Source organism: Pseudomonas sp. GL_090, assembly GCF_057837765.1.
The window spans coordinates 3212600-3224991 of sequence record NZ_CM174452.1 but is presented as its reverse complement, the minus strand read 5'-3'; the positions used below and the strand labels follow the sequence as shown (position 1 = coordinate 3224991).

At 54.6% G+C, this 12392-nt stretch carries 9 protein-coding genes and 1 pseudogene; 5 read left to right on the top strand and 5 right to left on the bottom strand.

Annotated features, from left to right (window positions below):
• Window positions 1–148: 148 nt before the first annotated feature.
• The gene (locus AC3ITA_RS14380; protein WP_489277479.1) at window positions 149–1543 is read right to left on the bottom strand and encodes a heavy metal sensor histidine kinase; all 1395 of its coding nucleotides are present in this window, start codon (window positions 1541–1543) and stop codon (window positions 149–151) included.
• Window positions 1516–2211 carry a heavy metal response regulator transcription factor gene (locus AC3ITA_RS14375; protein ID WP_489277477.1) on the bottom strand — a complete coding sequence of 232 codons (696 nt, stop codon included), beginning with the start codon at window positions 2209–2211 and terminating at the stop codon, window positions 1516–1518. The genes AC3ITA_RS14380 and AC3ITA_RS14375 overlap by 28 nt, the downstream gene beginning before the upstream one ends.
• A gap of 223 nt (window positions 2212–2434) precedes the next feature.
• Here AC3ITA_RS14375 and AC3ITA_RS14370 point away from each other — a divergent pair, with 223 nt between their 5' ends.
• The 4 genes from AC3ITA_RS14370 (at window position 2435) to AC3ITA_RS14355 (ending at window position 5317) form a co-directional block, all read left to right on the top strand.
• Window positions 2435–3040 (top strand): hypothetical protein, encoded by a 606-nt coding sequence (locus AC3ITA_RS14370; RefSeq protein ID WP_489280784.1) that lies wholly within the window; start codon window positions 2435–2437, stop codon window positions 3038–3040.
• Between the two features lie 72 nt (window positions 3041–3112).
• A complete protein-coding gene (locus AC3ITA_RS14365; RefSeq protein WP_489277475.1) occupies window positions 3113–3733 on the top strand; it encodes a cytochrome b/b6 domain-containing protein in 621 nt (206 codons plus the stop codon).
• Window positions 3730–4500: a molybdopterin-dependent oxidoreductase gene (locus AC3ITA_RS14360; RefSeq protein WP_489277473.1), complete on the top strand. Its 771-nt coding sequence runs from the start codon at window positions 3730–3732 to the stop codon at window positions 4498–4500. The genes AC3ITA_RS14365 and AC3ITA_RS14360 overlap by 4 nt, the downstream gene beginning before the upstream one ends.
• Before the next feature lie 229 nt (window positions 4501–4729).
• The gene (locus tag AC3ITA_RS14355) at window positions 4730–5317 is read left to right on the top strand and encodes a TetR/AcrR family transcriptional regulator (RefSeq protein WP_489277471.1); all 588 of its coding nucleotides are present in this window, start codon (window positions 4730–4732) and stop codon (window positions 5315–5317) included.
• A gap of 364 nt (window positions 5318–5681) precedes the next feature.
• Here the strand turns inward: AC3ITA_RS14355 and AC3ITA_RS14350 are convergent, their stop codons facing one another.
• Together AC3ITA_RS14350 and AC3ITA_RS14345 are read right to left on the bottom strand one after the other, a co-directional pair.
• Complete coding sequence (locus tag AC3ITA_RS14350; RefSeq protein ID WP_489277469.1) at window positions 5682–6311, bottom strand: hypothetical protein; 630 nt, start codon at window positions 6309–6311, stop codon at window positions 5682–5684.
• A gap of 660 nt (window positions 6312–6971) precedes the next feature.
• Window positions 6972–7667 (bottom strand): annotated as a pseudogene (locus AC3ITA_RS14345) (IS110 family RNA-guided transposase); the annotation flags it as partial.
• Between the two features lie 552 nt (window positions 7668–8219).
• Here AC3ITA_RS14345 and AC3ITA_RS14340 point away from each other — a divergent pair.
• Window positions 8220–10406 carry a methyl-accepting chemotaxis protein gene (locus AC3ITA_RS14340; RefSeq protein WP_489277467.1) on the top strand — a complete coding sequence of 729 codons (2187 nt, stop codon included), beginning with the start codon at window positions 8220–8222 and terminating at the stop codon, window positions 10404–10406.
• Window positions 10407–11231: 825 nt separating this feature from the next.
• Here the strand turns inward: AC3ITA_RS14340 and AC3ITA_RS14335 are convergent.
• Window positions 11232–12158 carry a LysR substrate-binding domain-containing protein gene (locus AC3ITA_RS14335; protein WP_489277465.1) on the bottom strand — a complete coding sequence of 309 codons (927 nt, stop codon included), beginning with the start codon at window positions 12156–12158 and terminating at the stop codon, window positions 11232–11234.
• Window positions 12159–12392 lie beyond the last annotated feature (234 nt).

The following is a 12392-nucleotide window of genomic DNA, read 5'->3' as shown; positions in this document are numbered from 1 at the left end:
GCTTGCTGCGTACGTGCCGTGTCAACTGAGGGGTTGGTTGAGAGGGGGGTGGATATCGGGAATCGTTCGGGTGAGAAGGTCGCCAATTTCGAACACTTCGGCCTTGGATTCACGAACGATTTTTTGCTTCGTCAGCGGAGACCGTCGTTCATGCTTGGGGGAAAACCAACGAAAAACGAATCGTCCCAGACTTGGGCTGTTTCACACTCACTTCACCGCCATGCAGTTGCATAATCGCCACCACGATGGCGAGGCCAAGGCCGTATGAGTCGGAGCTTTGGTTACGGGAAGCATCGCCGCGGTAAAAGCGGTCGAACAGCTTGCGCAATGTATCTTCACTCAATACCGGCCCCTGATTCTCTACATCAATCCGCCATCCGCGGTCGGTTGCCACGACACGCATCAGAATCTCACTGCCTTCGTCGGCGTAGCGAATAGCGTTCGCGACTAAATTGCTCAATGCCCGACGCAGCAGTAAAGGGTCAGCTTCCAAGATGCCATCGCCGAAGGCATGCAAAGTCATTTGGCGCTCTTCAGCCAAGCCTTCGAAATAACCGGCGATGCGCTGCAATTCGTCATGCAGGGCCAGCGGCTGACGCTCGACTACCGATTGCGTTTCGTCTGCGCGAGCGAGGAACAAAATGCTTTCGACTATCCGTGAAATGCGCTCCAGTTCTTCAAGGTTCGAGGCTATAAGGGCCTGATATTCGTCCTCGCTGCGCGATTGGCGCAAGGCGACCTGACAGTGCCCCATTAGCGACCCCACGGGCGTGCGTATTTCATGAGCCAAGTCAGCAGAAAACTGCGTCAGGCGCTGATAACCGTTGGCGAGGCGATCGAGCATGGCGTTGTAGGCGTCGCTCAGTTGTTGAAGTTCAACCGGCGTTGCCCTGCTGTCCATTCTGCTGTCGAGCCGCTGGGGCGTTATGTTTGCGGCATGCGCGGCCATTTTGCGCAGCGGGCGCAGGCCCCGATGTAGCAGCACGTAACCAAGCAACGCCGTGAGCAGAAACGCCAGAGTCACAGCCAGGTAAATACGTTCGCGAAACGCCTCAAGCATGGCCATTTCTTTGCCCATGACGTGCGCGGCAGTGAGGCGTACTTCGCGGCCGCCGGAGGTCGTTTGCACGGAAGCAGCGCGCAACGGTGCGCCCGAGTCGGTCATGCCGCTGCGCAGGTCATTGACACTCAGCTTCATATCCTGGTTGATTACTGGCAAGTCTGGCAACGTCGCATTCAGCGGATTGACCATGATCACCGGCTGCTGGCCCGGCTCACGAATGATGAAGATGTCGTCTTCGCTGTCGAGCATGTTCTTGAAAATCTGCGGACTGTCGCGCAGTTTCTCAATGGCCAACTCGTAATGCAGCAGCTTGCGAAAATGATCCAGACGACCCAGTACCGCATGGTCGCTGTAAATCAATACCGAGGTTTTCATCGACTGATATAAATAAAGTCCTGCGCCAGCCACAGCGAGCATTGCCACCAGCGAGAACGCCATGGTCGAGCGCAGCGTCAGGGATGGTTGGCGTCGGGTCCACATGACCTCACCTCGCACACATATCCGATACCGCGAATGGTATGGATCAGCTTGACCGGGTAGGGCAGGTCGACCTTGTTGCGCAGGCGTTTGACGGCCACGTCTACCACGTTGGTATCACTGTCGAAATTCATGTCCCAGACTTCCGAAGCAATCTGCGCCCGGGACAATACATCGCCCTCACGGCGCAAAAACAGATGCAGCAGGGCGAACTCCTTGTTGGTCAGCACGATTACTTGCTGCTGACGCGTAACGCGACGACGCACCAAGTCCAGCTCCAAGTCTGCGATACGAAAATGATCGGCTTCGCGGACCACGCCACGACGCAGGATGGTGCGAATGCGCAACAGCAACTCGGTGAAGGAAAACGGTTTCACCAGGTAGTCATCGGCCCCCAGTTCCAGGCCGCGAATACGGTCATGCAGCTGATCGCGCGCCGTGAGGAACAGCACGGGCACGTCTTGTTTTGCACGTAATAGCTCGATGATTTGAAAGCCATCAATGCCGGGCAACATCACATCGAGCACGATGAGGTCGTACGCCGTTTGCAGTGCCATGTGCAGGCCATCGGCGCCGTGTTGGGTCCAGTCGACGTTGTAGCCGGACTCGCCAAGGCCCTTTTTCAGGTACTCGCCGGTTTTGGTGTCGTCTTCGATCAGCAGAATATGCATCGTCAGGGGGCGCTCGGGTCTCTGTATGGCGGGATTCAACCCGTGGCATGGGTATCTCAGGATTGCAGTGTAACGAGCTGAGAAGGCTGGGTCGGTTACATTTCTGTCATTCGTACAAACGTCGTTGCGAATGACAAAAATGTCATCCGGCGGTCATGGTGAGGTCCCGGACGGGGGGCGAGGATGGCGGCACTTAAACCAGTGAGGAATCGCCGCAATGAAGTTGAAGACTGCTCTGTCTACCACGTTCGGTTTGTTGATGTTCAGTGCTGCCGTTATGGCCACCGCGGCCGATATGCCAGTGATCAAGCCGCTGCGCGGCACCGTCGAAAGTGTCAGCAACAACACGCTGACGTTCACCACTCGCTCTGGCGCACAGCAAACCATCGGTCTGACTGACAAGACCGATATCAAGCGGGTATCAAAGACAAATATCGAGTCGATCAAAGCCGACAGCTTCGTCGGTTCGGCAGCCATTCCACAGGCCGACGGTTCGCTCAAGGCACTGGAAGTCACCGTGTTCGAATCCAGCCTCAAAGGCAGCGGAGAAGGTCATTACGGTTGGCAGAACGCGGACGGCAGCACGGGCACCATGACCAACGGTACGGTGGGCAAATTGTCCAAGGCCAACGGTCGCACGCTGACCGTCAACTACAAGGGTGGCGAGAAGCAACTCGTCGTGCCGGATGACGTGCCCATCGCCTACGTCGAGCCAGGCAAAGCCGATGAGTTGGTCAAAGGCGCCAAAATTGTCGTGTTCGCGGCCCAGGATGGCACAACCGCACGCGGTATTGCTGTCGGTAAAGATGGCTTCCAGCCACCGATGTAATCACCTGAAAAGGCTGGAGCGACGCCGTCCGGCATTGCTCCAGCGTACGGATGGTTTCTGAGGGGCAAAAGCATGAGTAGAAGATCAATCCATCCCTGGCCCGTTCGCCTCACCCATTGGCTCAACGCTGTCTGCATGATCTGCATGTTCATGAGCGGTTGGGCGATTTACAACGCCTCGCCACTGTTCGCCTTCCGGTTTCCGGTGGCGTTGACGGTAGGCGGTTGGCTGGGCGGCTCGCTGGCCTGGCACTTCGCATTTATGTGGCTGCTGTTCATCAACGGCCTCATCTATGTGCTGTACGGCTTGATCAGCCGCCATTTCAAACGTGATTTTTTGCCGATCAGTGTTCAGGCGGTGAAGCATGATTTGGCGGATGCACTGCGTTTTCGACTGGTGCACGAGAAGGGCGTTTATAACGCGGTGCAGCGCCTGATGTATTGGGTGGTGCTGGCGGCAGGTGTACTGGTCGTGATCTCGGGGCTGGCCATCTGGAAGCCCATTCAACTTCAAGAGCTGGTAGCGCTCCTGGGCGGCTATGACATTGCCCGGTACGTGCATTTCGCGGCGATGGCGGTCATTGGCGCGTTCGTCGTGGTGCATCTGGCGTTGGTGCTGCTGGTGCCGAAAACCTTGTTGCCCATGATCACTGGCGGCGTACGGCCAATTGAAAGCGGAAAACCCCGACCATGATTGAGCCCAAAAAACGCGCGATTCAGCGCATCAAACTTGAGCCCGCACAGCAACTTCAGCTGGAAAATCTCCAGCGCCGGAATTTTCTTCGGGGTGGCTTGACCGTTGGAGCGATGGCGATGCTGAGCGGTTGTAACCTGCAGGACGGCGACCAGGTGGACAAGGTGCTATGGGCCATGTCGCGCTGGAACGACCGGGTCCAGGCCTGGCTGTTCAGCGGGCAGAAACTGGCGCCGACCTTCACCAAGGCGCAAATGACCACGCCATTTCCATTCAATGCGTTCTACGGTGAGGACGATATCCCCGAAGTCGACCTGGCGCAGTACTCGCTCGCCGTCTCCGGCCTAGTGCAGGACAAGGCACCGTGGACGCTCGAAGGCTTGCGCAAACTGCCGCAGCGCAGCGACATTACGCGCCTGATCTGTGTTGAAGGCTGGAGCGCCATCGGACAATGGGGAGGCGTGCCATTGAAGATCTTCCTGGAACATATAGGTGCTGACACAACGGCGAAATTTGTTGGTTTCAAATGCGCTGATCGCTACTACTCTAGCCTCGACATGCCGACCGCGTTGCATCCGCAAACGCTGCTGGCTCTGGATTACGGTGAAGTCGCTTTGCCCCCGGAGTATGGCTACCCACTACGGATTCGAGTACCGACTAAGTTGGGCTTCAAAAACCCCAAGCATATCGTCGAGATCTTTGTCAGTAATGATAATCCGGGTGGGTATTGGGAGGATCAGGGCTACAACTGGTTTAGCGGGATCTGATGAAGCGAACACATAAAGAGTAAGCATCTGATCTAGGAGGGCAGGCGACTAAATTTGACGGATGCGGCGATTGTTTTTCTAGTCCCTGACTTTCACACTTCGTGATTTAAACTAAGCGTCTGAGGCCGCCAATTCCCCCTCTCGGCGCCAGCTTTAATTTGCACCGATACGATAGGCTTTAAGTGACGCCAAGCTTGACTCCCAACCTACTGCAAGATAGATTTTTGACATGAAAAATCCTTCCAGCACCTTCAATGACATACTTAATTGCGCACGCTCACTCATCGTAGCAGGTGGGTACAATGGATTCAGTTACGCTGACATCTCTGAATTCGTGGGTATTCGCAAGGCAAGTATTCACTATCACTTTCCTACAAAGATAGATCTCGTCCGCACGCTGGTCGAGCGTTATCGCGGAGAAGCTGAGGCTGGGATTGCGGAGCTGGAACGCCATTGTCCTGATCCCGTAGACCAACTTCGTGCCTATAACAGCTATTGGCTGGCCTGCATCGGCGACGTGACAAAGGGCTACTGTGTGTGTGCCTTGCTCGCAACCCAGATTCCGGTGTTGCCTCAAGATGTGGTGTTGGAGGTGAGAGCTCATTTTCGTGCCCTCTCTGCTTGGATTACCTCCGTTCTGGATCGCGGATCAAAGCAGGGGCAATTTGCTTTATCTTGTGATGCTCGTTCCGAGGCGGAGATGTTTATGGCAACCGTACACGGCGCAATGCTTTCCGCTCGTGCATATGGCGATGCAAAAATGTTTGGTTCGATCACTCAACCGCTCTTGGATAGGCTTGTCATCGCACAAGATTAAGGACACTTATCACTGCTCTCGACCTGAGCGTAGTTAAAACCAAGGCTTCATTCGCATTTATATAACGCATTAAACTCAAAACATCACATCTGCCAAGTGCCGATGAGCCATGGCGTTTTCGAATTCACACCCGGACTCAGCCTAGCGTGATAAGACAAACGACTATGGCACTTCTAAGCCACGACGAACAGTGAATGGCAAATGCCAACGGTCACGCGCGCGCAATCAGGTGCTCAGGCTTCACTGTACGGGCGATACGGCCGAGTAGCGCATCGCGGGGGGGGGGGGGGCGCGGCTTTCGCTCTACTAAGCGAGCGCCGCTTCAAGTCATCAATGATTATTGTCGAAATTCGCATCCGACTGATCAGGGGGATGGCCCTCGGTTGAAGGAGGCTTGCGCCGGCGCCAAGGCCGAACGCGGGGCGATTGCAGTGGGCGCTCGAACGGTTTCGAATGGAATCCAGATGAGGGTGCTTCCGGACAGCGCCACGGCAATTGCTGAAGCATTTAGTCCGCCCTCGCAAGGAACGCCGACGATGAAATCGCTCCCACAGGAATCGGCGCGCAACGCGGTCGGATCTTCGATAGGCTCTGGACACAGAACGGTACTGTGCTCGTCGGCGCGAGCAAGGTTGATCATCTCAGCGCTTACCAGAAAAGCATGATCGGCGAAACTGTAGTCCGGGACAGCCAAGCCACTCGCTAAAACCCCAGGTACCGATCGACCAATCCTGCTCGGGGCATTGAATGTGATCTTCCGCCATGCCAGCAATTGAAGCATTGCTTCCACGTCCGGCCGGCGCGACACATTTGCGGCCGACTCCGACAGTACCTGCGCGCTTGCCGGATCGGGCGGCAAAAGACGGGACCTAGACTGAGCCTTCAATTGGAACTGAAAATCTGGGCCAGTGATCATCGCTCGCGGATTGTTTTCGGCCCCTGCAGCATTCGGCAAGACAGAAGGAACTGGCAGCAGAGCAGGAATGCTGGTCATAAGAGAGCCTCATTATTAGAGGCTGACGTACCATTCATAACCCCGGTCTTCCTGATAGCTGCATATGCTAATGGCAGGGAGATAATTATCAGCGGAGCGCTGGTTAGGTCGAGAGTGAGCAACTTGGGTAGTTTGGGCAGCTCCATCGGTCTCTCCGGTGCGAGGGTACGTCTGTAGGGTACGAAGTCCGTTGTTTAAGTGCTCACTATCTACCAACTAGTAGGTTTATTCAATGGCGGCCGATGTGGTATGGCGCAAGCAGGTGCCGACTGAATCTTTGCCCGCATTGGAACGATCCCAGCAGAGGAGTCACTGGAAAGCTCAAAATGGATACACTGGTCAGCCTTTCAGTAAGGAGCAACTATACTAATCGGCTCATGGGTTGTAGGGAGCCCAAGGCCATCGCATATCCGTCGGCAATGACAATGAAAAGCGAGATACGATGGAGCGCGCATTCACGGTATTGGCATTGGGTTTCTTACCTCCTTCGATCAAAGTAACGTATTAGTTAATAGCCTTTCATGCGGATGGACACCAGGTAATCTATGGTTCGGCGGCGAGTTGTTTGGTGTTCAGTCTCGGGCCCCGGATCGCAACCTAGACAAGCGATTTGAAGGCACGCGGATCGCCCTAATTTCTGGTGGCCGACATCGCGCCGGCACCGATACCAGCAACTAGCGCAGTGGCAATCATCGGGCCGACGCCACGCAGATGTTGCAAACGGACAGCCGATGGCTTACTTGCTGCGATCGCAGATATCTCAACATCGAGTTCGCTCGCGCGCTCATCAAGTGCACGCAGGTCATCCCACAAACCATGCAGCAGATGACGAAAGCGTACCGTCAAACCGTTATCCGCATCTTCTAGCCAGCACAGTATTGCGCGACGCAGCACCAGTAATTCCTTCGACGCAATGAGGCAGTACTCGGCGATCAGCCCACGAATCTGATTGGCTTTGGCCGTCCGCTGTTCGATTAAGTCGGCCCGGATGCGATGCGTTGCCTGAATATCCTGTTGTTCGATGGTCTCGACGGCGACGAAGCGCATGTTGGGGCGGCTCATCGCCTCACGGATTGCGTTGGCATCGTTGGCGTCGTTCTTGTTGCTCTTAAAGTGCGGTTTGACGAACGGCGGCGCGATCAGTCTCACCCGAAATCCGCGTGCTTGTAGCTGCCGTGCCCAATGGTGTGCACTGCCACAACTTTCCATGCCAATTTCACAGCCGGACTCGATCGTCTCCAGCACCGTTTGAAGCCAGCGATCGCAAGGTAAACGCTGCCGCCAGACTGGCTGCTCATGACGATCCACGCCGTGAATCTGAAACACGTTCTTGGCCAAGTCGGCCCCAATGCGCATAAGCTACATGTGAGGACTCCTTCTCACTATTTACACTGGTTCGCACCTTCAGTTTGGCACTCAAGATGCCGAGGTGAGGGGGGCATCCCATTGCTTCTGGCCGACTGCTGTCTGTCGTGAAGGGCTGCAATTGATTTAGCGTGTGTAAAACGCGCTCGGGGGCATCATTCATAGAACATTGATTTGCTGACCGAACGATCACATGGTCAATGGCAAAGCTTGCACGCCAACGCTGTTACGTTCCTCGCATCGACCAGAATTGGCCCATGCGGAAACGATTGGCGGACATTGCCGCGGCTTCTGAATCGGTAGTTTGTTTCCCGGTAATACCGCGGTTGCCAGGCTCACTAAACACGTAGTCCTTGGTGAGCTGTCGCTGTCTGAAATCAGTGCTTTTTCAGAGCATATGGTACATGGCGCACCGAGTTGAAGCATGCGACCTTGCGGGCTAGGCAAACAGATGGCTGTCGATTGCAGGATATCATTCGATAAGCGCTAATGTTTAGCCTGCTTATGACTTGGCTTGGTATTTGCTCTTAAGTCGCCATCCGAATGTCGCGGTTGGAGAGACAGATGTCGCTTTCAAGTAATTTTATGCAGTTATCCTCTGGCGAGAAGCATTGGTTGCCCTGGTTCGGCAAAACTGGAAAATTTGCGATGAGGAGGTCATGCCAACTCAATCAGTCGACTTACCCGGTGATCGAACAAACATTTGAATCCATTGCGCAGACGCGCATGCAGTTACTGCAAAATTGGACGCGCGAGCAATGGGAGCACCTGGCTGAACTGGCGGAAAATCTAGGTCGGGATTTTGCCCATATCGACAGTAGTTCGCTGATGGATAAGCTCAGCCAAGCCGAAGATTTTTCCGAACTGTTTGTTGCGGGTGTAGACGGTGCGGTCATCGCTTCCAGTTGGAGCGGACGCGGTAGAAATCAGCTTGAGAGAACCCGTGCGCTGGCCGAAGGGTTGAAGGCACCGTTTCTTCACGGACCTTACAGCGATCCATTGACCTTGCAAATCGGTCCATCGACTTCACGCTTTCACGATGAAGTCACGTTGATGTTCTATCAACCTTTGAAGGTCGAGGGAAAAGTCTTGGGCTGCCTCTGCGGTCGTGTGCCAAACGATGTGTTGGGCGATCTTATACAGCGCGAGGCCGGGCACATCTATGCCGAGTCGGGCGACAATTATGTGTTCATGGCGAAATCACGCTTCGATCCCGCGATCGCGCCGGGAACCGCGTTGTCGCGTTCACGTTTCGAGGACGGTACGTTCACCCGCGGCGAAAATCTGAAAAGTGGCGTACACACACCCTATAAGACCGTGCAGATTCAACGACACACTGAGTTGGAACTGCGCTTCACCGACCCGGCGACCCAGGAGTTGCACCCAGGTGTGCGCGAAACCATCCGCATGGGCTCCAACCTGTTTGTGACTTATCCCGGTTACTCGGACTATCGGCACATTCCGGTGGTCGGCAAGGGCGTTACGTTCCAGCTGCCAGGGTCACCTGATCGCTGGGGAATGATGTGTGAGGCCGACCTAGAGGAGGTCTACCGCCGTCGCTCACTCAGCTACAGCTTGATGAAGCCTTATCTCGCAACCATGACAGGGCTCTTTGCTTGCAACTTTACGGTCCAGCATTACAGCGGCTTGGCACAAGTACTAATCGATACCGTGGAGGTTGTGGGCATGATCTGCGCCACTGCGCTGTTCAGCGTGTTGGGACCTAAACGGCTTGCGCAAAGGTTAAGAGAGATGACTGGGGTAATCAGGACCATCGCCGAAGGCGAGGGAAACCTTCGTCAGCGTCTGGACACCACGCGCATGGCCAACGACGAGACCGGTGATATGGGACGCTGGATCAACAGCTTTATCGATAATCTGGACTCGGTTGTTGGGCAAGTGGTGAAGGCCAGTCGCACCGTCGGCGCCACCAATCAGATGATGTTGGGGCGCAGCCAGGAAGCCGGCGTCACGTCGGCCGAGGTGGCTGAAGCGGTGCAACGAATGTTGATCATCGTAGAAGACCAATTGGGTGAGATCCAGCAAGCCTCTGCCAGCGCCGAACAAATGAAGCAGGCGATGGACGAAGTCGTTACCCGTGCTCGCGAGCAGTTCCTTGCCGTGCAGACAGGCACCCAGTCGATTCGGGATGTGGTCGAGCGCTCTTCTTCAAGCGTGCAGTTGCTCGACAGCCGCATGACACAAATCGGCAATATCACCGGCCTGATCAGTGACATCACCAACCAGACAAACCTGCTGGCACTCAATGCCGCCATTGAGGCCGCGCGTGCAGGCGAACATGGGCGAGGCTTTGCGGTGGTCGCCGATGAGGTACGCAGTCTCGCCTCACGCACCTCTCGGGCCGCCGACGACATTCGGCAGATGGTCGAGGGCTTGCAGAGCGAAACGCAAAACGCCGTCAGTTTCATGAAGGGGGGCGTAAAAGATGTCGATAACAGCCTGCGCCTGGCCGAGGATGCTTCCTCGGAAAACGTGCAGTTGCATCAAGCGGTGGAAAGTATGTTTGCGATCATTCAGCAGCTCAACAAGCGTAGCCTCGACTACGGCCAGACAATCAAGCAGGTCGACCTGTCTTCAGCAGAAATGCGTCAGACGGTGGTGGTGTTGCAAGGCAGTGCAGAGACAGTGAGGCTCAATGCCAACAAACTGCAAAAACTGGTGGGGCAGTTTGAGGTGAGTAAAAACAGCGGACGGGGGGCAGCGGCTTGAGAAAGCAGGTGAGGGCGGACAGTTCATGACGGTTGCGCGCAACGATTCTCGCGCGGGAACTAGCTTGAACGAAGCGTCCTCGCAGCATTCTGCGGTGGACTTCGATCTGATGCGTGAAATGGCAGTGTCGCTGGCCTTGCATCATTCGGGGCGATGCTGTGTTTTTCTCGAAAACAAAATCGACGTCGTGATGACCCCGCTTCTGATCATTGCCTTGAACCTCTATTGGAGGATTGTTGCCTGTCAAAGGTGCAGCAACCGCGGGAGAAAGTCAGTCGCTCTGCATCATCGATGAAACGTCCGCCCCAACGCATCTAGCGTAATTGCAATCGACGGCAGCCGATGACTGCTTAATGCTAATGTTTCCGCATCATCCGCCATGTTCTGCACAATCATCTACACCGACCGCAACCGCCCAACAATTTCTAAACTTGCCATATACTATTCCCTCGTCGTCGTGAGTATCCGCTTAATCAGTTCATCGATATGTGAGATGTTGTTATCGTTCGGAAGTAAAATGCGTCGCCGTTAATTGACTGTCTTCGACACAACGTGCCACACCTTCATGGCTCGCATTAATGGCTTCAACAGCCGGGCAATCGCCATACTGCAATGCCTTAAGATTGCCCTGATTTCCTTGGTGGAATGAGCATGCGCTACCCTAAGCTGCGCACTTCGTTGGCGATCACGGAGTCGCTTGCCAGCATGGGCGGCTTCGATGTCGGCGTAGGTGGACAGCAATCGGTTTGTTTGGTAATGATGCTGATGACCTTCAGCACCTTACCGTTCTGTAGTGACATACAATGCATAGCGCCACTTGGTTAATCAGCCTCGAACAATCAAATTAGCAGGAACCATATTTCGTATTTCTCGGCGCGCATGATCTATGAAGGGCTTCAAGATAAGCGTCGATGAATTTCGCTGGGATATTACTATCGAATAATCGTTGATAATCACAGGCTCGAACGGGATGAATTTCAGCAAATTTCCCGAGTAGCCACTGGCCGTCAACGGGTCGACAATCGAAATGCCTAATCCGGCTTCGGCTAATTTGAGTATGGCGATGGTGGTCTGCGTTTCGGCGCTGATCCGGCGTTTGACACCATAGGAGACCATCAAAGAGTCGATCTTCATCCGAACCTCCATCAGCGGCAATAGCGATATATAGCTTTCGCCTTCGAAATCCTCCGGACGCAATACACGTTTGCGCGCCAGCCGGTGATTGACGGGAATAACTCCTACCATTTTCGCCGTCACCAGTGTCTCACTGTTCCCGAGTCGCGTAGCCCTCATGGGAAACATTGCGAACCCCAGATCACATCGGTCCTGCTGAACCATATCCAGTACGGTTGCAGAGCTGTGCATGTGCATTGAGACAACAGCATCGGAATGCTCGAGCGTGAAACTTGCGATGGCCTTGGGTAAAAACGACAGCGCCATGCTCGGTGCCGCCGCAATCTCAATACGACCAAGTTTCAACGTTTTGATGTTGGACGCGGCATTCGCAATTCGCTCAATGCCAATCAAGGATTGCTCGACATCCTTGAACAGAAGCGCCGCCTCTGGCGTAGGCAGCAAACGCCCTTTGATTCGGGTAAAGAGCGAAATGGAAATTCGCTCTTCCAGGTCGGCGATAAGGCGCGTCACAACGGGTTGCGTGACTTCCAGCATCTCTGCTGCGCCCGTAACGGTTTTGCGCACCATGATGGCGCGAAACGCCTCAAGGTGACGCAGTGTGATTCTATTCTCCACACGTCTCTCCCGGCTAAATAGCATTACAACATGGGCCAATAGTATAGCGACATTAAAATCGCCATCTGATATTAATAAATTCATATAAATCAATATATTATATACCGGTGGCACCTCTATTGCTAAAAAACATGTATGGAATTCACCTCGCTAAATTTAACGCTGATTGGAGCGTGAATGCCATAGCAATACGGGTGTTACGGTTCAAGGATTCGATATGTGGGCGTGGCGACA